The organism is Gilliamella apis (assembly GCF_030758615.1).
In the GTDB taxonomy this organism is placed as follows: Bacteria; Pseudomonadota; Gammaproteobacteria; order Enterobacterales; family Orbaceae; genus Gilliamella; species Gilliamella apis_A.
In genome coordinates this window covers 1646560-1670594 of record NZ_CP132381.1, presented here as the reverse complement: position 1 = coordinate 1670594, position 24035 = coordinate 1646560, and the positions used below count along the sequence as shown (strand labels likewise).

The 24035-nt window shown below is 34.1% G+C and carries 21 protein-coding genes; 13 read left to right on the top strand and 8 right to left on the bottom strand.

Annotation, left to right across the window (positions count from 1 at the left end; all coding sequences use genetic code 11):
- Positions 1 to 26 precede the first annotated feature (26 nt).
- Positions 27 to 3488: a transcription-repair coupling factor gene (gene mfd / locus RAM17_RS07645; RefSeq protein ID WP_110447784.1), complete on the bottom strand. Its 3462-nt coding sequence runs from the start codon at positions 3486 to 3488 to the stop codon at positions 27 to 29.
- A gap of 159 nt (positions 3489 to 3647) precedes the next feature.
- On the opposite strand from mfd, the gene lolC reads away from it, so the two are divergent.
- Genes lolC through lolE form a run of 3 tightly spaced genes read left to right on the top strand, consistent with a single transcriptional unit; the run spans position 3648 to position 6800 of the window.
- Positions 3648 to 4850: a lipoprotein-releasing ABC transporter permease subunit LolC gene (lolC, locus tag RAM17_RS07640; RefSeq protein ID WP_110448055.1), complete on the top strand. Its 1203-nt coding sequence runs from the start codon at positions 3648 to 3650 to the stop codon at positions 4848 to 4850.
- Entirely contained in the window at positions 4843 to 5541 is a 699-nt protein-coding gene (gene lolD, locus RAM17_RS07635) for a lipoprotein-releasing ABC transporter ATP-binding protein LolD (protein WP_110447785.1), read from the top strand. The genes lolC and lolD overlap by 8 nt, the downstream gene beginning before the upstream one ends.
- A 20-nt stretch (positions 5542 to 5561) precedes the next feature.
- Positions 5562 to 6800, top strand: a complete 1239-nt coding sequence (lolE, locus tag RAM17_RS07630) for a lipoprotein-releasing ABC transporter permease subunit LolE (RefSeq protein WP_110447786.1) — start codon at positions 5562 to 5564, stop codon at positions 6798 to 6800.
- 48 nt (positions 6801 to 6848) lie between these two features.
- Here lolE and RAM17_RS07625 read toward each other — a convergent pair whose 3' ends face one another.
- Together RAM17_RS07625 and RAM17_RS07620 are read right to left on the bottom strand one after the other, a co-directional pair.
- Positions 6849 to 7577 carry a rhomboid family intramembrane serine protease gene (locus RAM17_RS07625; RefSeq protein ID WP_110447787.1) on the bottom strand — a complete coding sequence of 243 codons (729 nt, stop codon included), beginning with the start codon at positions 7575 to 7577 and terminating at the stop codon, positions 6849 to 6851.
- A 47-nt stretch (positions 7578 to 7624) separates the two neighbouring features.
- Entirely contained in the window at positions 7625 to 8119 is a 495-nt protein-coding gene (locus tag RAM17_RS07620) for a GNAT family N-acetyltransferase (RefSeq protein WP_110447788.1), read from the bottom strand.
- Positions 8120 to 9076: 957 nt separating this feature from the next.
- Between RAM17_RS07620 and RAM17_RS07615 the strand changes: the two genes are divergently transcribed.
- Together RAM17_RS07615 and RAM17_RS07610 are read left to right on the top strand one after the other, a co-directional pair.
- Entirely contained in the window at positions 9077 to 9976 is a 900-nt protein-coding gene (locus tag RAM17_RS07615; RefSeq protein ID WP_110447790.1) for a hypothetical protein, read from the top strand.
- A 205-nt stretch (positions 9977 to 10181) separates the two neighbouring features.
- Complete coding sequence (locus RAM17_RS07610; RefSeq protein ID WP_110447791.1) at positions 10182 to 10715, top strand: hypothetical protein; 534 nt, start codon at positions 10182 to 10184, stop codon at positions 10713 to 10715.
- 73 nt (positions 10716 to 10788) lie between these two features.
- Here RAM17_RS07610 and RAM17_RS07605 read toward each other — a convergent pair whose 3' ends face one another.
- A complete protein-coding gene (locus RAM17_RS07605; RefSeq protein ID WP_110447792.1) occupies positions 10789 to 11694 on the bottom strand; it encodes a LysR family transcriptional regulator in 906 nt (301 codons plus the stop codon).
- A 225-nt stretch (positions 11695 to 11919) separates the two neighbouring features.
- Here RAM17_RS07605 and RAM17_RS07600 point away from each other — a divergent pair, with 225 nt between their 5' ends.
- From RAM17_RS07600 to RAM17_RS07590, 3 genes are all read left to right on the top strand, one after another.
- The gene (locus tag RAM17_RS07600; protein WP_110447793.1) at positions 11920 to 13122 is read left to right on the top strand and encodes an MFS transporter; all 1203 of its coding nucleotides are present in this window, start codon (positions 11920 to 11922) and stop codon (positions 13120 to 13122) included.
- Positions 13123 to 13155: 33 nt separating this feature from the next.
- A complete protein-coding gene (locus tag RAM17_RS07595) occupies positions 13156 to 13947 on the top strand; it encodes a Vgb family protein (protein WP_110447794.1) in 792 nt (263 codons plus the stop codon).
- A gap of 193 nt (positions 13948 to 14140) precedes the next feature.
- Positions 14141 to 14791 (top strand): hypothetical protein, encoded by a 651-nt coding sequence (locus RAM17_RS07590; RefSeq protein WP_110447795.1) that lies wholly within the window; start codon positions 14141 to 14143, stop codon positions 14789 to 14791.
- Positions 14792 to 15112: 321 nt separating this feature from the next.
- On the opposite strand, the gene RAM17_RS07585 is transcribed toward RAM17_RS07590, so the two are convergent.
- Entirely contained in the window at positions 15113 to 15694 is a 582-nt protein-coding gene (locus tag RAM17_RS07585; protein WP_110447796.1) for an IMPACT family protein, read from the bottom strand.
- Between the two features lie 60 nt (positions 15695 to 15754).
- Here RAM17_RS07585 and nfi point away from each other — a divergent pair, with 60 nt between their 5' ends.
- Both nfi and RAM17_RS07575 read left to right on the top strand, forming a co-directional pair.
- Entirely contained in the window at positions 15755 to 16420 is a 666-nt protein-coding gene (nfi, locus tag RAM17_RS07580) for a deoxyribonuclease V (protein ID WP_198221108.1), read from the top strand.
- Entirely contained in the window at positions 16410 to 17156 is a 747-nt protein-coding gene (locus RAM17_RS07575; RefSeq protein WP_110447798.1) for a tRNA1(Val) (adenine(37)-N6)-methyltransferase, read from the top strand. The genes nfi and RAM17_RS07575 overlap by 11 nt, the downstream gene beginning before the upstream one ends.
- Positions 17157 to 17171: 15 nt before the next feature.
- Here RAM17_RS07575 and RAM17_RS07570 read toward each other — a convergent pair whose 3' ends face one another.
- The 3 genes from RAM17_RS07570 to apt form a co-directional block, all read right to left on the bottom strand.
- Positions 17172 to 18581 (bottom strand): basic amino acid/polyamine antiporter, encoded by a 1410-nt coding sequence (locus RAM17_RS07570; protein WP_110447799.1) that lies wholly within the window; start codon positions 18579 to 18581, stop codon positions 17172 to 17174.
- Between the two features lie 44 nt (positions 18582 to 18625).
- Positions 18626 to 19396, bottom strand: a complete 771-nt coding sequence (ddaH, locus tag RAM17_RS07565) for a dimethylargininase (RefSeq protein ID WP_110447800.1) — start codon at positions 19394 to 19396, stop codon at positions 18626 to 18628.
- A gap of 242 nt (positions 19397 to 19638) precedes the next feature.
- On the bottom strand, positions 19639 to 20184 hold the full coding sequence (gene apt, locus RAM17_RS07560) for an adenine phosphoribosyltransferase (protein WP_110447801.1): 546 nt from the start codon (positions 20182 to 20184) through the stop codon (positions 19639 to 19641).
- 270 nt (positions 20185 to 20454) lie between these two features.
- On the opposite strand from apt, the gene RAM17_RS07555 reads away from it, so the two are divergent.
- The 3 genes from RAM17_RS07555 to RAM17_RS07545 are packed head-to-tail and all read left to right on the top strand — an operon-like array spanning position 20455 to position 23934.
- The gene (locus RAM17_RS07555; protein ID WP_110447802.1) at positions 20455 to 21801 is read left to right on the top strand and encodes a vWA domain-containing protein; all 1347 of its coding nucleotides are present in this window, start codon (positions 20455 to 20457) and stop codon (positions 21799 to 21801) included.
- 2 nt (positions 21802 to 21803) lie between these two features.
- Positions 21804 to 23246: a sensor histidine kinase gene (locus RAM17_RS07550; protein WP_146208321.1), complete on the top strand. Its 1443-nt coding sequence runs from the start codon at positions 21804 to 21806 to the stop codon at positions 23244 to 23246.
- Between the two features lie 4 nt (positions 23247 to 23250).
- On the top strand, positions 23251 to 23934 hold the full coding sequence (locus RAM17_RS07545; RefSeq protein ID WP_110447803.1) for a response regulator transcription factor: 684 nt from the start codon (positions 23251 to 23253) through the stop codon (positions 23932 to 23934).
- The last annotated feature ends 101 nt before the right edge of the window (positions 23935 to 24035 follow it).

Sequence of the window (24035 nt, the reverse complement as noted above, 5' to 3'; positions counted from 1 at the left end):
TCTTTATATTCTGTTATATTTTTTAGCTAGTTTTCTTGATGCTCGGCAAAATCCGCTAATAAATTTTTAATATAATCAATACGATCTACTCGCTGTAAATCAGATTTAAGCAATTTTAATCGATTTGTACCTTCTAGGCGATAATTTTTTGGCGATTTTTGAATCGTTTCGATTAAATAATCTATTGAAATTTTGTTGTTAGAACCAAATTCTATAAAGCCGCCTTTTTCACCATATTCAATTTTTGTAATGCCCAATTTACTTGCTTGATAGCGGATTTTAGTTGTCTTTAATAAAAATAGCACCGGATCGGGTAATTGACCAAAACGATCGCGCATTTCAACTTGTATATCGGTGAGTTCATCTAGGTTTTCAATACTCGCAATTCGTTTATATAGTGATAATCGGGTATTAACGTCTGGGATAAAATCATCCGGAATTAGGGTTGGTAATCGTAATTCAACTTCAGTTTGTTGATTATTAAGTAGTGATTCGAGGGTAGGCTCTTTCCCCTCTTTAAGCGATTTAACCGCATCATCAAGTAATTCAATGTAAAGATTAAAACCTATTGTTTCAATTTGACCACTTTGATCACTACCGAGTAATTCACCGGCACCTCGTATTTCAAGATCATGGGTGGCTAAAGCAAACCCAGCACCTAAATCTTCTAAAGTAGCAATAGCATCAAGGCGTTTTTTAGCATCTTTAGTTAATAATTTTGGATGTGGCGTCAATAAATAAGCGTAAGCTTGGTGATATGAACGCCCAACTCGACCTCGTAATTGATGTAACTGAGCAAGACCAAATTTATCAGCACGATCGATAATAATGGTATTGGCATTGGGAATGTCAATTCCTGTTTCGACAATAGTGGTACACACTAATAAATTGAATCGTTGGTGATGAAAATCATTCATAACTCGCTCAAGATCACGTTCATGCATCTGACCATGACCTATAGCAACACGAGCTTCGGGTAAGAGTTCAGATAGTTTTTCGGCCACTTTTTCAATATCCGAGACATCATTGTGTAGATAATAAATCTGACCTCCACGCAAAATTTCTCGTAGAATTGCTTCACGAATGACTAAATCATCAGATTCTCGAACAAAGGTCTTTACAGCTAATCGACGCGCAGGCGGTGTGGCAATAATTGATAAATCACGCATACCACTCATTGCCATATTTAGGGTACGTGGAATAGGGGTGGCGGTCAAAGTGAGTATATCGATATTGGCTCGCATTGCTTTGATTCGTTCTTTTTGACGAACACCAAAGCGATGTTCTTCATCAACAATTAATAAGCCTAAATCTTTCCATTTTACATCTTCTTGTAATAATTTATGGGTACCGATGACGATATCGATTTTACCTTCAGCAAGTTCTTGAATAATGGCTTGCTGTTGTTTAGCGGTTTTGAATCGAGACAAACTTTCGATACGGATTGGCCAATTGGCAAATCTATCACAAAAACTTTCATAATGTTGCTGGGCCAGTAATGTAGTCGGTACTAATACGGCGGTCTGCTTATGATTGATCACAGCTAAGAATGCGGCACGAATAGCCACTTCAGTTTTACCAAAACCAACATCACCACAGACTAATCGATCCATTGCGTAAGGTGAGCACATATCGCCAATAACCGCACCAATGGCATTTTGTTGGTCGTCGGTTTCTTGATACGGGAAAGCTTGGCAAAACAGCTCATATTGTTCACGATCTTGTTTAAATTCAAAACCGGGTTTACTTTCTCGTTCAGCATAAATATCAAGTAATTCAGCGGCAACATCACGTACTTTTTCGGCTGCCTTTTGTCTTGCCTTACTCCAGGCATCAGTGCCTAACTTGTTTAGTGGGGCATTATCTTCATCACCGCCAGAATAACGGCTAATTAAATTTAGTGATGAAACAGGAATATAGAGCTTAGTATCATTTGCATAGAGCAGTATAAGGTATTCGGCAGTGATACCACCAGTTTCTAATGTCGTTAAACCCGCATAACGACCAACACCATGCTCTAAATGTACCACTGGTTTACCGGGTGTTAATTCGGCTAAGCTACGAATTAAACTATCGGTATTGATTGCCTGTTTGCTCTCTTTTTTTCGACGAATAACCCGACGACCTAATAGTTCGTTTTCAGTGATAAAGGCGAAATTTTGTTGCTCATCGATAAAACCTTGTTCGCTTGCACCTATCATTAAAAAGTAGCGATTTTCGGCATTGGCTAATTGATCCAGTTGTGAGATGGATGTCGGATGTATTCGCATTCGGCCTAAGATTTCTTGCAATGCATCTTTACGGCCTTCCGATTCAACAGAAAAGATAATTTTACCTTGGAAATCTTGAGTGAATTGCTCAAAATGTAAATAAGGTTGTTTTTGCTGAATTTGGATCGCAATCTCTGGCAATAAACTAAACGGTAAATTAATGCTTTTGTTCGAATCACTAATTTCAGAATGTGATACAGTGATTCGAGGGTATTGTTTAAAATGGGCAAAGATTTCATCGGTTTTTGACCAAATTACCGCTGGCGTTAACAATGGTCGCATCGGATCGACTTTGCGACTTTCATAACGTTGCGTAATATCTTGCCAATATTTATTAGCAAATTGTTCAATATTTGCTGTGTTAATGATCAACGTATTGGATAAAAAGTAAGAAAATAACGGAGTAAGTGGCTCGTTAAAAAATAGTGCCTGCCAATATTCGACACCTGTAGGTAAAATATTTTTACTGACTTGTTGATAGATACTTTCAGGATCAAGTCTTACTTCAAATTGCTCTCGCCATTGACTACGAAATAATTCGATGGATGTTTTATCAAATGGAAACTCATGGGCTGGAAGAAGTTGAATTTCATTAATTTCATCGAGTGTTCTCTGACTTTCAACATCAAAAGTGCGAATACTATCAATTTCGTCATCAAAAAAGTCGATACGATATGGCTTCTCACTGCCCATTGGGTAGATATCAAATAGCGCACCGCGAGTAGCATATTCGCCATGCTCCATAACTTGACTGACTGAACGATAACCGGCATTTTCAAGTTGTAACCGCAGATTTTCACGACTTATGGCTAAGCCTTTCTTCATCATAAATACATGCCCACCTAAGTAGTTTTGTGGACACACTTTTTGCATAAGGGTATTAATTGGTAGGATTAAGGCACCCTTAGTTAAATGGCCTAGCTGATAAAGACAAGATAGTCGCTCGGAAACAATATCTTGATGCGGCGAAAAACTATCATAAGGGAGTGTTTCCCAATCGGGAAAAAAAATCGATGGGAAAGTTGAAAATTGTTTCAACTCTTCATGAAGACGAGTTGTTTGTTGCATGTCATCTGTAACAATCACCACTAAACCATCGTGCGCAGCAATGGCCTGTGCACAAAATAGGGATAGGGAAGAACCAACAAGTTGACCGACTTGTTTTACTTCAGCTGATTTTTTAGGAATGATGTTAGAAATATTGTATGTTTTTGACATGTTAGAATAATAGATAATTGCGACAAAGTTAGCCTAAGATTATAACGTAATTATATGGTTGTTTTCTATAACTGTTTAATCCTGTATGATAAGCAGTTAAAATTTAACTGGTTAAACTTAATTGAAAACTTTAGGTACTTTATAACTATTATGTCAAAAATATTTCGTCCATTAGTATTTTATATAGGTTTACGCTATGTATACGGGCAAAAAACCGATGGGTTTGGTCGCTTTGTTTCTTGGCTATCTATGATTGGCATCATGCTCGGTTCTATCGGTTTGATTGTGGTTTTGTCGGTAATGAATGGATTGGAAGATCAGATGCAAAACAGTATCTTAAAGTTTTTCCCCCAAGCGCAAATTACTACAAAAACCGGAAGAATCAATACAACTGTTATTGATTCTAAACAATTTGAAAATATCCCTGGCGTTGAACGAATTACGCCAGTAATTACCAGTGATGTGGTATTACAAAGTCAGCAAAGTATTACGGTTAGTACCTTAATGGGTATCACCGCAGAGGATCATGATCCAATAGAAAATTATGTTTATACAGGTTCAATCGATTCATTACAAGCGGGTAGCTATAATGTGATACTGGGACAGACATTGGCTAATCAACTTGGTGTTTTGGTTGGTGACAAAATTCGCTTAATGGTCACCGATGCTAGCCAGATAACGCCAGTTGGACGCATTCCTTCACAACGTTTATTTACTATAAGTGGTTTATTTTCGGTCAATCATGATATTAACCAAGCGTTAATCTATATCAATCAATCTGATGCCAAAAATTTATTACGGTATCCAGCGAATAATATTAGTGGCTGGCGATTATTTTTAACACATCCACTGGAAATCGCATCAGTAACTAACCGTTCGTTACCCGATGATTTAGTTTTTACTGATTGGCGAGCTAAACGTGGTGAATTGTTTCAAGCAATCAAGATGGAAAAAAATGTAATGGGCTTATTAATTAGTTTGATTGTGATTGTGGCGGCTTTTAACATTATTACTTCATTAAGTTTGTTGGTTATGGAAAAACAAGGGGAAGTCGCGATTTTAAAAACGCAAGGCTTGTCACGTTTTAAAATTATGCTGATTTTTATTATTCAAGGTGCGAGTTCTGGTGTCATTGGTACCTTACTCGGTAGTGCCATAGGGCTGTTACTTGCTTCCTATCTCAATGAATTGATGTCAGTGCTTGGATTATCCTTTGCTGGTATTGAATTACCTAGTTTGGTTGAGCCTTCACAGATAGTATTTATTATTTTCGGATTACTTATGTTATCACTAATTTCCACACTTTATCCTGCGTATCGTGCAGCCAATATTCAACCAGCGGAGGCTTTACGTTATGAATAATTTACAGCCACTTCTTTCAGCTAAAAATCTTTATAAAACCTATAAAGAAGGCAAAATGGTTACTGAAGTACTAAAAAATGTTTCATTTGATATTTATCCGCAATCATTACTCGCTATTATTGGTAGCTCAGGATCAGGAAAAAGTACTTTATTGCATCTATTAGGTGGATTAGACAAACCAACTTCAGGTGAAATTATATTTAAATCACAACAGCTTAATCGGTTATCAGAACAAGAAAAAGCACATTTACGTAATCAAGAAATTGGTTTCGTATATCAGTTTCATCATCTTCTTCCTGACTTTACCGCATTGGAAAATGTGGCGATGCCGTTATTAATTGCCGGTACTTCACCAAATGAGGCTAAAAAACGGGCTATGGCAATGTTAGAGTCGGTGAATTTAGTTAAACGAGCTAATCACCGCCCAGCAGAGTTATCTGGTGGTGAACGTCAACGAGTGGCAATAGGCAGGGCTTTAATTAATAATCCTGCTTTAGTGATGGCCGATGAACCTACTGGTAACTTAGATAAATCGACCGCTGACGCCATTTTTGATCTGTTAATTAAACTTAATCGAGAACATGGCACGGCATTTTTAGTTGTTACCCATGATTTAGTTTTAGCGAATAAACTTGATCAACAATTGATTATGAGTGATGGCCAGTTGTCTACCAGTAATTCTGTGAAATAAAGCTGAACGGATAATTAAATATGAATTTATCATTAATTACAGCCATTAAATTTCGTAAAGGTCGCCGTAAAAGTGGCATGGTTTCGTTGATATCAATTATTTCAACCTTGAGCATTGCTATTGGTATTGCTGCATTGATTATTGGTTTAAGCGCTATGAATGGTTTTGAACGAGAACTCAACGATCGGGTGTTATCAGTAGTACCACATGGTCAAATTTATTCACAATATGGCAACTTAGATAATTGGCAGCATGTTCAAACCGAGTTACAAGAGAACAAAAATATCTTATCGGTGACGCCTTATGTTAGTTTTACCGGATTGATTGAAAATGGTAGTAAGCTTGGTGCTGTTGAAGTACAAGGATTTGATCCAGAACTAGAACAGAAAATCAGTTCATTACCCAACTATGTCCTTAATAATAGATGGCAAGATTTTAAGGCTGACAGCCAGCAAATCATTTTAGGAGCAGGATTAGCTAAATCATTAGCGGTTAATGAAGGGCAGTGGGTTACCTTACTTATTCCTGTATCAAACAATCCTGAGCAACTTAAGCCCCCTCGGCGTGTTCGTTTGCAAGTACACGGTATTTTAGATCTAAGTGGTACGTTAAGTAACAATGTTGCTTTATTGCCATTAGCTGATTCACAACAGTTACTTGCTATTGGTGACAGTGTCACGGGGTTGATGATTAATGTTGATAATGTCTATCAAGCTAGTGCTATTATTGGTCATGCAACATTAAATCTTGAAGAAGATCTTAGTTTTAATAGTTGGGAACATACCTTTGGCTTCATGTATCGTGATATTCAAATGATTAGACAAATTATGTATTTAGCGATGATTGTGGTTATTGGTGTGGCTTGCTTCAATATTGTGTCGACGTTGGTTATTGCGGTAAAAGATAAACAACGTGATATTGCTATCCTTAAAACACTTGGGGCGACTAATCGCTTAATAAAACGTATTTTTATTTGGTATGGTGTACTTTCAGGATTAATCGGTAGTGTGATTGGTGTATTGCTTGGATCTATATTGGCATGGCAGCTTTCTAATATTATGGCAGCGGTTGAATCAATGATGGGACATAAGTTTTTAAACAGTAATATCTATTTTGTTGATTTTTTACCATCAGAAATTCATCTTTTGGATGTCATCATGGTATTTATTACGGCCATGCTGCTAAGTTTGATTGCCAGTTATTATCCAGCGCAAAGAGCTTGTAAAATCGATCCGGCTCGCGTGCTAAGTAGCTATTAATGATAATGAAACATAAACAAGGCGCAATATCTGATTTGCGCCTTATTTTTAATAATATTGATAGCCACTTATCAATTGATAATGCTGATAACCCCAATATAAAAGTAAAGATGACATTATTAATATCGTGATAATTAATAGTGTGCAGATCTGTTTTTGATAGCGGAATTTTTCTAAACAAACACTAATTAGTCCGCCTAAAATAAGGCCAGTGATAGCTCCACCAATATGTGCCATATTATCAATAGAAGGTAGCAATCCTAACCCAAAGGTCAGTAATAAACTGACTACGATTGATTTGATTGGCATCTCTTGTAAGTCAGTACGATTAATTAAACAATACGCAAGTAATGCCGTAATAATTCCTAAAATTGCACCTGATGCGCCACAACTAATGACATTATGATTAATAGTGGCAACATCACTGGCTAAACTACCAAATAATCCTGATAATAGATAAATGCCAATAAAGGCTAATGGTGGTAGCAAGCGTTCTAGAATAATGCCAATACTCCACAATGCTAACATATTCATAGCAAGATGGGTTAAACTAACATGCATAAAAATATTAGTAAATAAGCGCCAATATTGACCTGAGAAAGTTAACTGAGCAACATCAGCCCCCCAATCAATCAGGAATCTATTTTGACTAAATGTTGAGAATCCTCGCTCATCGAGTAGTCGAGAAATAAAAAAACAAGCAATATTAATCAGTATTAAAATACTGGTAATTTTCGCTTGATTATAGAGCGGTTGAACATTTTTTAAGATAGACATATGCTAAGGTTTCCGTTGAAAAAATCACATTAAATTAGATGATTAGTTTAATCAAATCGTTTACCTAAAATAACTAAATCACGTTTGATACCATCAAGTTCAGCAATGTTGGGCAGTAATGCCCATTGTTGATAATGCATTTTTTCGAATAGCTTAATGCTTGGAACATTATGGCCAAAAACATAGCTCAATATAGCGTCAATACCCACTTGTTTGGCAAATGACTCAATTTCTCGTACAGCAGTTTGACCAATTTTTTTGCCTCTAAAATCTTGATGAATATATAAGCTTATCTCAACTGTTTTATCATAAGCTGGACGACCATAAAAAGATGACAAACTGACCCAACCACAAGGTTGATTTTGATATTTGATTAACCAAAGTGGACGTTTTTGCGAATTATGCTGTTCAAACCATGCAATTCGGCTTTCAACCGACACCGGCTGCAAATCGGCCGTTACCTGACGACTGGCAATAGTCGAATTATAAACCTCCACGATAAAAGGTAAATCATCTAAAGTCGCATTAACATAAGTAATCATAGGAATAAAAGAGTTATGGTTAATTGTTCCTCATTGTAATGGCTTTACTATTAGCAAGCAATATTTGTTAAAATAGATCGAAATATGAAAAATTTCAAAATTGTAACAATAAGTTACTCAAAAAAGCTTTTCTGTAATGTTTTTATTATTGCTTAATTTTTTCTTAACAAATGTTTACATAAAAAATTATTGCATATCATTAATTTTATATTAATATTCTATGTACACTTTTTGTGATTTTAGTTTAATGGATTATTAACTTAATAAATATAGTATTTAATACTTATCTTATTGTTTTTATTGTAAATTAAATGTAAATTTCAGCAAGGATTACTGAAAATATGTTAAAATGTAAACTTAATCGGGCATCGGGCATCGGGCATCGGGCATCGGGCATCGGGCATCGGGCATCGGGCATCGGGCATCGGGCATCGGGCATCGGGCATCGGGCATCGGGCATCGGGCATCGGGCATCGGGCATCGGGCATCGGGCATCGGGCATCTAACTTATTATCCTATTCTTTCCAGCATTTTTTAAAATCAAAGTTACTTATTATTTTCTTATATCCAACTATAGTACCTTGTACTTATGGCTTAAGTAGTTTCACTATCAATGTTATACAGGGAAATAGTCCCACGGTAGTTAATAAACAAATAGTCGCGGATAAGTATGGTTTTACTGTAAATAACGTATTTTATAGTGAAACAATTGGTAATATAAAAGAAAAAGAAATTAAAGAGTTTGATGGTGATTTAACATTTTCTCAATTTGTCGTAAAAAAATTTCATTATCAAGAATTAGACAATCAAATTAATTATCAAGATATAGATGGTGATGGTATCGATCCTTTCCAACCATTTTTAATAACTACAACTATTTGGCAATGGTTTGATGCTAATGGTAATAAAATAACGCCTAGTGATAATCAGATAATTGGCTGTGGTAGTGGTTATTCAATGCCATTAATGTTAGAGATCAGTAATCAAATACAGACTTTTTCACAATATGGTATTCCAAGACAAAGTGATTTGGTAACAATAAAAAAAGTATACAAAATCTCAGCAATATCAAAGTTATGCTATGTAAAACCTTATGCTATAGAAAAAAATCCAGAGTATCAATGGTTAAGTTTTGATAGCAATAATAGATTTATAAGATGGAATGATCCTAATTATACGGTTAGAACCCTAGCTGGTGGCGGTTATAATTCAGATTATGTACCTAATTGGGGATTTAAAACTGAGCCAACTTTATCCGGCGGTAAAAAATTTCCTACAACAGGATTTGATGGTGCCAAATTTCAGTTAGTACTAACAGGGGCTGCAAGTGATTATCATTTTACAATTCCAAATAACCCAGGAGGAAAAGTTGAAGTCGATGAGAACGGTTATGTCACTTTAAATGGTAAACCCAGTGGAAATGTAACTGTCCGTGCAACATTAAAGAGAGATTTAACTATAAAACATGATTATACCTTTAATCCTACTAGTGTATGGGCAAATCCAGTTAAAGGTTTTTTTGATTGGTGGGAGCCTGCAATCAAAAAATGTAGTGAGGATAGATTGTTTTCTTATAAAGAATTAACAAATGCACCTGAATACAAACTTAATGGGGGTTTTAATATCGTCAATGGTTATACTCGAGCAATTGGTGAGGGGCTTTTGCCTGAATGGGGGTATACCGTTCAGCAATCTTATCCGGGCTCTAATTGGGAGGATGATAGAGATAGATATTGGACTAAAGATCGTTATTATGGCAGTGATTATGGACAGCATGTCGATGTTAGTATCTCGTCAGGATTAGTTGGAGTAGATGCTGAAGATGTTCATGCACCTAATTTTCTAGTTTGCAAGTAGAGGCCAAAAGTAAGATGGAATCAATGCTTTTTATTATGGTGATTTTACTTAATTAGTCACTTCTTTTGATAGTTATAACGTTAATTATATAATGATAAATGGTATTGAATAAATCATTAAGGCTAAAGTATGAAAAAGAAAGTCACCAAGTCACCGGCGTGATGACGCGATTAGCGTTATCACGCCGAAAAAAACAGAATAAAAAATGAACATTAAAATTAATGACAAATTAGAAATTAGTCAAAGACAAGGTTTTTTAAGCCTAATTGATGAAGGTTCTTTTTTACGAATCTATAATCAATCGGCTTTTATTATTACCCAAATATTGCAACATAATTTTAAAATATCAGCACATACGATTGGAAAATTCCAACAATATCATTTTGTTTATTGTGCCTTTCCAAAACGGAATTTACATTTTCATTTTGAAAATATTCGCAAAACTGCTTGGGGGTATGAATTAACTGGTGAATATGACTTAGTTGATTATGATAATTGGTTTAAGCAGTTTTTTGTTCATACGCATAAAAATTTAAATAGAAATATCACTGCTCAACAATTAGATTCACATTTAACTTCTGGGCATTTGTTTTCAAATGAGCGAAGCGTAGAAATTGAAGGTAAGCCTATATACCTAAATCCTAAACAAATCATGTTTTTAAGAAATTGGCAACGTGGATATAATAACAATATTGTTATAGAAAACTTTATTGAAAGTTTGCAACGCAAATTACGATAAATACCAATTTATTAAAAAATGAAAATTTTGAGGAAAGGGGGTTTTTGCAATCCTAATGAAGCCATTCTATACATTAACCTCGCTTAAAATAATTTATTATCGCCTGATTAACTGCGGTGATTTTTAAATCTTTACGCCAAATCAGATAAATATTTATTTTTAATCTTTTATCTTGATTTGAGATCAATTTTTTATAGGTAACTCCTTCAACTTTAGCTTGTGCCATTGATTGTGGTAGAAGCATCATTGCTTTACCTAATGCAACCTCTAGCAGCATAGATAAATTATCTGCAAGTTCGGCTCGACGAGATAGTGGATGGGCGAGTTTATTGAATACTTGTTCACATTGATCGTAAAAAAAAGGATTTACTTGTTGTTTAAACCAAAATAATGGTAAATCAGTGACATCATCAAGATTTACTTTGTTTTGTTGACAACATGGATGACTTGCCGGTAATACTAATGTTACTGGTTCTTGATAAATGAGTAATGAGTTTTCGCTAAAATCTCTAGTTGGGTAATCGGAGACAATTGCAAAATCAATATTGCCTTTTTGTAGTTCAAGAAGTAGCTCTTTCGAAGTATAGTTATGCTTATATATTTTAGTCTCATCTCTAAATTCTGACAAAAATAATTTAAAGAAAGGAATATAATCAAAAGATAAGGTTTTTGTTGTCCCTACCGTGACCTTTTCAAGAATATTTATCTTAGCTGCTTTAGTGATAGAGCAAAGATCATTTAATAATTGTGTTACTTTTGATTTTAATATTTCCCCTTCTTTGGTTAATACAACGTTGTGTGAGTTTCGCAAAAATAATGTGCTTTGTAACTTGTCTTCTAAATTTCTAATTTGCATTGAAAGAGGGGGTTGACTAATGCCCAGTTTTTCAGCTGCACCAGTAAAACTGAGTTCTTCACAAACAGCAATAAAATATTGTAATTGTTTAATCGTTGGTAATCTTTTGCTATAGATGTCCATAAATTTTACTATCCCTAATAAACTATTTCGCTGAGTTGTAAGCGTTTATGTCATTTATCTATCTAAATTAGATTATTATTATGAATGAGAACTTTGTTTTTTGCATTTGTTTATATGATTTTTTCTGCGATACGAATTTCGTATAACAAAATATGTATTTCTATATTGCTGTATTGTTAGATAACCTCTCTCAAGTTTAATCAATTAGCAATTGGTATTTTGTTCATGGAATCCATCTCTACAGAAGAGCCAATACAGACAAAACCGCGTTTAGTGCTGTCAGCATTATTAATCGTGCTGTTAGTCGGATCGGTTTATATAAGTCAACTTATCTTTCAAGAGATCTCTCAAACTTATGATATCGATATTTTAGCCGCCAGAAATGTATTCAGCTTATCGTGTTTTTTTTATGCTATCTCGTTTTTTATTTATGGCCCTTTATCGGATAAAGTTTCAACCAAGTTGTTAGTTTTGGTTGGCAGTATTGGAACTGTTTGTTGCCTAGAGTTATCTGTGATTGTAGATAGTTTCAATTTATATTTGGTGGTTATGTCATTGATCGGATTTTTTGCTGCAGCGGTTCCGGCAGCATTGTTTGCTTATACAGCTAAAAATACGCCTAATCATAAGTTACCGCAAGCAATGGGTATTATGATTTCAGCTTCAATTATAGGTATTATTTTTAGTCGAAGTTTGGTTGCTATGTTAACTGACTTTTGGTCTTGGCAAGTTGCCTTTGCCATATATGCCGGTTTGATAACGATCGTATGTCTTTTTGTTCCTTTCGCGATAAAACAATCAAGCTATCAATCTTCAACCACCAGTGTACTTGGCACATATTTGACGGCAATTAAAATATTATTTGATAAAACAGTGATAATATTTCTATCTGTTGGTTTTCTACTTTTCTTTGTTTATTTAGGATTATCTTCACTACTCACTTTTTATCTAAAAAGTGCACCTTTTTCTTTATCTGCAACAGTTTTGGGATGGCTTAATTTTGCTGGGCTTAGTGCGATTATTGGCACCATAATTACGAGTAAATTATTACGGGTTATAAATGAACGCTATCTTTTAATCATTTATTTGTTAGTTGTATGTGTAACAGTTGTGACTATTGGCTATAGCTCAAGGTTATATGTTATTGGATTAGGGATTTTTAGTTTGTTTTTATTTGTATTTGGCATTCAACCATTAGTTATTGCCATACTTAATAAAAATGTACCCATTAATTCACGCGGAGCTATTTCATCTTTATATTTACTTTCTTGTTTGGCAGGAGGCAGTATTGGTACCTATTTATTAGGTATCGTTTATCAAAATATGGCTTGGAATGGCGTGATAGCTATTTGTGTCTTATTGACAATTGTTAATCTAGTTTTAGCGTTAGTTGGTATTCAACTTATCAAAAGTAATCATAGAAAATAAAATTGTAGGTATTAATTATTAAGGAGACTCATCATGAAAAAAAGATTGTTACAATTTTCACTATTTATATTTTGTTGTTTTTATGGAGCATTCTGTATGGCTGATTTAACTAAAATTTCTTCAAGCTTTAGTGCACCAACAGGCATTGCGTTTGATAGTAAGGGATTAATGTATGTAACCAATTGGTCAGGTAACTCAGTTACGAGAGTCAAATCAAATGGTGAAACAGAGACTTTTTATTCAGGTATATCTTCACCAGCTGGTATCGTTATTGATGCAGAAGATAATGTTTATGTTTCATCATATGGCGATGATTACATTGTAAAAATTGATAGTAATGGTAAATCAGAAAAAATATCTGATGGTTATCATACTCCTACTGGTATCGCTTTTTCTAATCAAGGTCAATTACTCATTACTAATCGTTCAACTGGTGAGATAGTTTCTCTTGATCTTAAAACTAAGAAAAAAAGCATTATTGCTCGTGGATTGACCACACCAGTTGGTGTAACTCAATTAGCTGATAACAGTTTAGTTGTTTCACAATACAGTGGTCGTTTAACCATGATCAGCCCAAATGGCACTAAAACTGAGCTAGGTTCGGATTTTAATCGCCCAGGTGTTGGTATTGTTACAGTTGCACCAAATGTTGCCGCCGTTATTGATAATGGTGCTGGAATGGTTCGACAAATTGATGTAAAAACTAAAAAAGTATCGACCTTAGTTGGCAATTTATCTGGAGCAGTAGCGTTAGCTTATCATAATGGTAGCTATTATATTGGTACTTGGGGTGACGGTACTGTATATGAATTGAAAGATAAATAAAATTATCTTCAATATTTTAATAAGTTTTACAAAGATATTAGCTAACAATAAATATTAATAGGAGAATTAACTACATAAAATTATAAGGGAATTTCTATATGCGATAGAAAAGTGAAAGAGGTAATTTACAACTAATCGTGATGTTCTATAATAATTCTGTTTATCATTAAAAGAAATCGTATTAGGAATATCAATGAAACAACGAGTAAAAGAACCTTATTATGCTTTCAATCCTAAAGAGGCGCATTTTTTGTTTGAGCGTACAATTAGATTTGAATCACGAGCAGAGCTTTTGGCAAAAATTTCCCGAATAATACATCGTATGTATTTTCCTAAAAAGGCAATAATCACTTTTTTTGCTTTGATTGTTGCCCTTATCCTCGCCATTATAGTAACTTATATAGTTAATTTATTCTCGCCTTCTTTTGCCAACAAAGTTGGAAAGTATTTGACTGTAATTCCATTAATTGACATAGGAATTTTAGTCTATCTTGTAGATCATTATTTAAAAATATATTTAGAAATACGTTCAGTTAAGAAGCTTTATAAAAAAAATCTTGAATGGCCTGTTGAATGTTATTGTGCTTATTTCCAAGAAGGTATCTACATAAAATCGATCGATATGGAAGGTATTTTTTATTGGGACGATTTTATGGCTATGGGGTGTAGCAAGGATGCACTTGTTTTCCATTTTTGTCCAGCAAGAACCCCAAGTGGAAAATTTTTCAAGCAATATTATCCTCGATTAGATAATGTTTATATTTTTATTGATGGTGATGAACAAGTTAGGTCGTTAATAGCTGCTGTAAATAAACATTATAAAGATTTAGTAACGTTTAAATAATCAAAGCGAAGATTTAACTCTCTTTTAGCAAGTTTTTGACCAGTAATATTGAGTTTTGCTGGTCAAAAATAGATGAATTTTACGCGAAAACAAACCAAAAATAATTCCAGCGCTTCCTATCATATTTATCTATTTTAAATCTATCTTTATATTGGTAGGGAACACGATGCAATATCTGATAGGTCACTAAAATCAAGCGGTTTATCCCTATGTGTATAGGGAACACTCTAATTATAACCATTTGTTTTATAATTAAAATACTCAGTCTACAATTTCTACCAATTTTTTTGTTATATTTAACTGTGTGTTTATACAGATATTTTAAGTCTTGATAATCACTCTACCGCGAGTAATATCGCTAATATTTTTTTTGAGTATAGCTAGATTATCTAGTGTGATAGCAATACTGACAGTTACGCCTTCAGCATCAAAATCTTGTTGTTCAATGAGCGCATCCAGTTCTTTTAAACGGTTTTCGATAATTGGCCATTCATTGTAATAGCAGTGAAATTGCAAAGAAATTCTAGCGATAAGTTCAATTAATTCTGCTTGTTGTAAACAATGACTAGCCGAACCACCGTAAGCCCGAATGAGTCCACCTGTACCTAATTTGATACCACCAAAATAACGGGTAACTACCACTACCACCTGATCACAATCTTGACCTTCGATGGCAGATAAAATAGGGCGGCCGGCGGTACTGGTTGGTTCACCATCATCATTAAAGCGATATTGTTGACCAATTTTCCATGCCCAACAATTATGTGTTGCATTTGGATCACTGACGCTGTCGATAAACTCGGCTGCCTGTTGAGCATTAATAATTGGAGCCGCATTGACAATAAAGCGGCTTTTTTTTATCTCTTCGGTTAATTGGCTAGGATTTGTTAATGTATAAGACATACTAATTCTGGTAAAATCGTTTTATTGCAACTCATAATACTCAGCAGAATTGAAATGTCTATCAATTTAGCACAATTAAAACATTCACAACAACAACTAGCCGAACAGGTGAGGCTGGTTGATGAATTTAATCCAGCAATCAAATTAATTGCTGGTACAGATGTTGGTTTTGAGCAAGATGGAACAGTAACTAGAGCTGCGATAGTGACATTGACTTTCCCTGATTTTGATGTGGTTGAGTATCATATTGCTCGATTAGCGACAAGTTTTCCCTATATTCCGGGATATCTATCTTTTCGAGAATACCCAGCATTGTTAAATGCATGGCAACAGCTTAAACATAAACCAGATTTACTATTAGTTGATGGTCAGGGGATAGCGCATCCAAGACGTTTAGGAATTGCTAGTCATCTTGGTTTATTGTTAGATATGCCAACTATAGGTGTCGCAAAAAGCAAATTATGTGGGCAATATCAAGAGCAAGCAAAACAAGCGGGTAATGTAACCCCTTTACTAGATAAACATGAGCAAATTGGTTGGGTATTGCAGAGTAAAAATAATTGTAATCCGTTATTTATTTCAGCAGGACACAAAATTAGTCAAACTAGTGCATTACATTGGGTAAAACAGTGTTTACGAGGTTATCGATTGCCTGAACCAACTCGCTGGGCTGACGCAATTGCATCGAATAAACCATTATTTAGAAAATTTAAGCATGGCAAATAATCAATTACCATTAAAACAAGGTGGATTTACCTTTAGACGTTTTTTTGTTGCTCACGACAAAAGTCCAATGAAGGTGACAACTGATAGTTGTTTATTAGGTGCATGGGTACCAATTAAAGGTGATGTACAACATGTTTTAGATATCGGTACTGGATGTGGCGTAATTGCCTTAATGTTGGCTCAACGTTTAGAACATCAGGCATGTCAAATTGATGCGATTGATATCGATATGCAAGCTATATTGCAATGTCGAGAGAATAGCTTAAATGCAGGCTTTAAAAATATTAAGCCATTAAATATCGATGTTAATCAATTTAGGACTACTGAGCGAAGATGTTATGATTTAATTGTCACTAATCCTCCTTATTTTCAGTCTGCTGTAGAGTGTCGTAGTACAGAACGGCAATTAGCCCGTTATACAGAAAGTCTTAACTATCAGCAACTTATTGATGTAGTAAAACGATTATTAAATCCGCAAGGGTTGTTTGGTTTAGTTTTACCTTATCATCTTACTGAGCAATTTAAGCAATTAACTGTGTTAAATCAGTTATATTTGTGTCATGAACTGCAAGTTAAATATACAGCAAATAAAGACTATTCATTAGTACTGATGGCATTTTCATTTAATCAGCATGCTAGTGTTGAACGTCAATCACTGTGTATGCGAGATGAACAAGGGCGTTATACCCAACAATTTAGACAACTGTTGGCCGACTTTTATCTATTTCGTAAATAACGCCTTAATTATTGATTAATGAGGAATGATATAAAAATAAACAATGGCTATAATGGCAAGTACCACTATAGCTATGGCATAGATTTTATCATGTAAATAGCTAAACGCTGATAGTTGTCTCTGCTTTCTGGCATAAAGATAGAATAGTAGCCCAACACTATATAAAATCATCGATAGTAGTAAATATGATACGCCGCCAGCATAGATTAACCAAAGTCCATATAGCGAGCCAAATGCACCAATGAAAATGAGATATTTTCTAGGTTGATGTATTGCTAATTTAAACATAAACAGTGCTGAAAGTAGATAGGGGATAAGCACCATAGATGTTGATAATTGAATCAGCGTGTTATAACCAGATTCATAAAAATGAGCAAGTATAATTAACAAGCTAATTAAGCTGGTTGTTAACCATAAAGCATTAGCTGGTGTGCTGTTTTTATTAAGTTTACCAAAGCATCTAGGAACAGTATGTTGTTTACCTTGACCGGCTAAAAATAACATTTCTGCAGCTAACATTAACCATGATAATAATCCACCACTTACTGAAACTATCAAACCAATATTAATAAATGTGGCGCCCCAACTACCAACGACATGTTCAATGACTAGTGCCATTGACGGATTTTTCATTTGTGCGAGTTCATGTTGTGGCACAATGCCTAATGAAAGAACGGAAACACAAACTAATAAAAGACTAGTAATGGCAAAACCAAAAAAGGTGGCTCGACTTATACTGATTATATTTTTCGCTCGTGCAGCATAGACAGTAGCACTTTCAATCCCCAAATAAACCCATACAGTATAAAGCATAGTATATTTTACCTGATCAATGATTGAACCTAATTGTGGTGTCCCCCAAAAATCAGTGTTAAAAGTTGAAATTTTAAAGGCTAAAACAACACAAACGATAAATAAACCGATAGGTACAATTTTAGCTAGCGTTACTAGGCAATTAAGTAAAAATGCTTGGTAAATTCCGTTAATGACAAAAAAGTGCATAATCCATAAAAGGATAAGTCCGGCAATAACGGCAGGAATTGTCGTACCATTACCAAAAAATGCAAAACAATCAAAAGAGCCTAATGCACTAAATAAGATAACTAAATAGCTAGTACAAGACATCCAAGCTGATATCCAATAACCCCACGCGGCATTAAAACCGATATAATCCCCAAATCCTTCACGAACATAACCATATAAACCTTCATTAATTTTGTAAAACCGAATAGAAAGATATTGAAATATTCGTGTCAGCATAAACATGCCGAATAATGTTACGGCCCATGCGATAAGTATCGCACCGGCACCGGCACCTTCAGCCATATTTTGTGGTAGGCTAAAAATACCACTACCGACAATACTTCCCACCACCAGTAATGTGAGAGGAAGTATGCCAAGCTTTTTTCTTACTGGTGTATTCATATTGTTTTCTTATTTAGTTTGTTTAATTTTTGTGGTTTTTTAAATTAAAATCGCAATGACATACAGCTTACTCCACCATCGATTTTGCGATATTCTGAAGTATCAACTTCAATGACCTGATAACCGAGTGCTTCAATTTTGGCTTTAGTAATAGGATAACCAGCCGGCATTATCACTCGTTCATTGACCCATATACAGTTAGCGGCATAACTTTCTTGTTCAGGGATTTCAATGATATTGAGATGTTGAAATTCTGGCTTAGTAATAAATTCACCTGCAGCTAATAAGTTATTGTGTTCCAAATAGGCAAGTCCCGTTTTTAAGTGTAATACTTTTTCTAAAGTGACGACCGAACCAGTTAAACCATATTTTTCCAATATTGCAATCATTTGGTTTGCACCTTCTTGATTGGTTCGAGCGGAAAGACCAATGTAAAAGTGATTTTCAACCATCATGATGTCACCCGCTTCTACGGTGCCTGGTGCCTTAATATATTCAACTTTATTTGGATAAAAACGACTAACAGCCTCAGTAATTAGTTCTGTTTCAGCTCGACGAGATTCGGCTCCTGGTCTAGTAATGATTACGCAATGAGGTGTACAAAGGGCAACATCTTCAACAAAAACTGAATCAGGAAATTCTTCACAGGCTGGTAGAATGGTGATATCGACATCGCATTGTTGTAATGCTCGAATGTAGCTGTTATGTTGATCGAGCGCTTTTTGATAGTCAGGTTTGCCTAGATTAGCTGACGTTAAGCCATTAATTAATGATTTCGCCGGTGTTCTAGCAATGATATGACTAAATTTTTTCATCTTATAAATTCCTTGTGATAGTTATGCAATAATTTTGAATAATAATTCATTAAAAAAACAAAATCAAGCTTGTTGATTAGCTTATAGGTTTGTAATATGCATTTTTATGCTATTTTGTTGATCAGAAATATTGAGAGGAATTTATAAATGGTGAGCAACAACAATTAATTGTTTATATTTAAAATAAGCATCGCTAATATGAGATTAGAAGTAGGGCGAATTATCGCCCGATAATATAAAGATTATTCACCAGCAAAATCGACTAACGTATAGCAGTTGATTCCCATAGCGGTTAATTTGGTTTTACCCTGTAAATCAGGTAAATTGATGACAAAAGCGGCATCTTCAGCGATCCCTCCCGCTTTTTGAATTAATTTAGCGGTTGCTGCAACGGTCCCTCCTGTTGCTAGTAAATCGTCAATAATCAATACTCGCTCATTAGGTTTTATGGCATCACAATGCATTTCTAAAGTATCGGTACCATATTCGAGTTGATATTCTTCTCTAAAAACGTGACGCGGTAACTTATTCGGTTTTCTAACAGGTACAAAACCAACACCTAAGGCTAAAGCAAGAGGGGCGGCAAAAATAAAACCACGCGCTTCGGTGCCAACAACTTTATCGATTTTTTTATCTTTATAATGCTCAATTAAAAGATCGATTGATGTTCTGAAGGCGATTGGGTCTTCTAATAAACTGGTAATATCCCGAAATAAAATCCCTTGTTTAGGATAATTAGGTATAGTAATAATACTATTTCTGATAAGTTCAAGTTTTGATTGAGTCATATTAAATGTTCTCTAACTATTCTCTTTAAGAGCAAATAATATTTTATTATATACCTATGCGGTTTTGACTGGCAATAAACAAACAGTTAACACACCGTAAAATCTAGAGATTGGTTAGTTTAAGTACGAATAGAAATATTTTTAAACGATAATTTTATCTCGGTTATGATTTTACTTTTTACAAACTTTTACAATTAAATACATTAATTAGACAGTTTATTTGGCAATTGGTGAATAATTGAATAAACTTTATACAGGAAGGTAAACACTATGAAATTTATTAAAATATTTGCCATGTTGGGGCTTTCTATTTGTAGCTTATTAAGCTATGCAGAACAAAACAGTGGGGTTAAACAAATTCAAGTTCGTTCAGAATTGTCTTCACCAGTTATAATGGAAGGCCATCCAGAAAAAAATTACTTAAAAGTCTCATTATCAGGCCAAAAAATTGATACCAATAAACGCGTTCCTATTAATTTAGCGATTGTTATTGATAAATCAGGTTCAATGGGTGGGGAGCGCATCGAAAAAGCGAGAGAAGCAGCTATTTTTGCGGTTAATTTATTGAACGAAGAAGATACGCTATCTATTGTTGCTTATGATAATGAAGCAAAAGTGATTGTGCCTGCAACCAAAGTAAAAAATAAACAAAAAATTATACAATTAATTAATAAAAATGTTTTTGCCGGTGGAGGAACAGCTTTATTTGCTGGCTTAAGTAAAGGTATTAAGCAAGTTGAAAATCAACTGACAAAAGATAAAGTTAATCGTATTATTTTGCTATCTGATGGTCAGGCTAATGTTGGTCCAAGCTCAGTAAATGAGCTATCTGAATTGGCTATTATTGCCGCGAAAAAGAATATTGCTATTACCACTATGGGGATAGGTTCTGATTATAATGAATTATTAATGTCATCGATCGCAAGTTATAGTGATGGAAATCATGTGTTTGTAAATAATTCTGCCGATCTCGAAAATGTGTTTGTTCACGAATTTACTGATGTAATGTCAACTATTGCTCAAGACGTTGTGATTACTATTCAATTGAAAGATGGTGTTAAACCTGTGCGTTTACTTGGTCGAGATGGCGTGATCAAAGAGAATCAAGTCACGGTTAAAATGAATCAATTGTTTTCCAACCAAGAAAAGTATGTATTGTTAGAAGTGATACCTGATGAAGGTAAAGTGGGTCAAAATAAAACTTTAGCTCAAGTTGATTTGAAGTATGATAATTTATTGGTAAATAAGATTGAACATCAAACGCAATCGGTTAACATTGCGTATACCAATAATCAAAAATTGGTCGAGGATTCAATAATCCAAGATGTCTTAGCAGAGTCAGAAATTCAAAAAGTGACAATTGCGAATGAAAAAGCATTAGAGCTCTATGATCAAGGTATGCAAGAGCAAGCAGAAATGATGCTTATAGAAAATAGCAGTAGACTTGCATCATTTTCAGACATAATCGTATCACCTTCGTCAAAAGCGAGATTAGATGGCCAAATTGAGAAAAATAATATTATGGCTGATGCCGTTAAAAATCAGAATAGAAATGTTTCTCGTAAAATAATAACTCAACAACAGTTTGAGTCAAAAAGTAATGTAATTAAAAAATAGTTATGAAGAAATTAACAACGATTTTATCTTTATTGATATTAATGACATTTATAAGTTATTTAGGTTGGCGAAGCGTTGAACATGAGGTTTTATTAAGAGAAAATAATGAAACCTTACTCGCTAAAAGTCATATGAATAATATCAAATTATCGATTGAATCGTTGTTGAATCAACGTCTATCTTATCTTAATAGTTTGGCATTACAAATTGATAATGACTATGGTAAAGCTGAGGATTTATTAGAAACGGAAACGGATTTTAAGAATATTTTTATCATCAACAAAAATAGGATTTTATTTTTAAGTGATTCTGATGATTCTCAATGGCACAATCTGGTTGAATCAATTGCATTAGATAATTCTGTTTTGATCAATCAACAAGATTATTCAGAACAATCTCAACCAAGCTCTGGTTGGTATCAAATATATAACCACTTAATTTATTGGACAATTCAATCGGATAATATTATTGGTTTTGAATTTTCCAATATAAAGTTTTCATTTGATGTTATCAGTTTATTAGATACATATGATTCTGATGATAATTTTAAATTATCCGATGGCGATAAACAGATATATAGTAATGGTGAAAAATTCGATAATGAAATTTCTCTAAGGCTTAATTATCCCCTACAAAATTGGCATTTAACCTATTATTATTCTTCACCAAACTTAGTTAATTTATATTTATTAGGTTCAGGCGTTATTGGATTATTTTTTATCGTTTTGCTTGGGTTTATTGGTTACGGTTATCGAGAATATACCCGAACACTACGTTTAGCAAAACAACAAGTAAGTTTTGTTGGGCAGGTTTCGCATGAATTTAAAACGCCTTTAACCAATATCTCTCTTTATTCAGAAATGTTATCTGAATATTTAGAAGATGAGCCAGCGCCTGTTCCTGATTATCTGCATATAATTAGTGCAGAAAGTAAACGACTTACGCGATTGGTGCAAAATGTTTTAACTTTTAATAAGCCAAGTCGTTTAAATATAAAACAAGTAAATTTAACCATACTAATTAAACAGATATATCAAACTTTTAAACCTATTTTAGAGGCTAAATCATTACAACTGAACATCACTACTCTTGAAAATGATTGTATAGTTGATACTGATGAAGATAGTGTCATGCAAATTCTCAATAACTTTTTGAGCAATGCCGAAAAATATGCTTTTAATGGTAAACGAATTGATTTATCTTTGACCAGAAAAGGAAAACTGGTCACAATTACTGTTCGTGATTATGGAGATGGTATTGCCAGCCATCTATTAAAACAGATTTTTGAACCATTTTATCGAGTCAATTCATCGATAACTGAAGGCGTTTCGGGTACAGGAATCGGTTTGACGATTGCCAAGCAGTTAGCTAGTCAGATCCACGGAGAGATTAAAGTTTTGAATCATAATCCGGGAATGGCATTTTCACTGATATTAATGGAGTAGTAGAATGAAAATTTTAATTGCTGAAGACGATAAGCACATTCTTAATGGCATGTCAGATTTGTTAGAAAAAGAGGGTTACATTATTATTAAAGCTGTTAATGGTAAAGTTGCGCTGGAACTATTCAATCAATATCAACCCGATTTTATTATTTTAGATATTATGATGCCCGAGCTTGATGGCTATTCTGTTTGCCGTGCAATCCGTAAATTAAATGAAGATGTGCCAATTTTATTTTTATCCGCTAAAGATGAAGAAATCGATCGGGTTATTGGTTTAGAACTAGGTGCTGATGATTATATGAATAAACCTTTTGGTATTCATGAGCTTAGAGCAAGAATTAAGGCTATTGCTAAACGTTATTTAAAATCTAAACATCTAACTCTTTCTAAAGAAGATTATTTTCAATTTGGCGATTTAAATGTATATCCTACCGAATTGTACGCTAAAAGAAATGATCAGATAATTGAATTAACTTTACGAGAAATTAAGATTTTAGAATGTTTATATCAATATAAAAATCAAGTTGTTACTCGAGATATGCTTTTTGATTATGTGTGGGGATATGATTTTCTACCTAATAGTCGAACTCTTGATCAACATATTTCAAAATTAAGAAAACAAATAGAAATTAACCCATCTATACCCACTTTAATAAAAACGGTACATGGAATTGGTTATAGACATTAAATTAGCTATAAAATTCTATTGAGCTGAGTTTTTCAGTATTTTAAGTCATCATCTCAAAAAGAGATGACGTTATATTGAGCAATTAATTTAGGTTAGGTGAG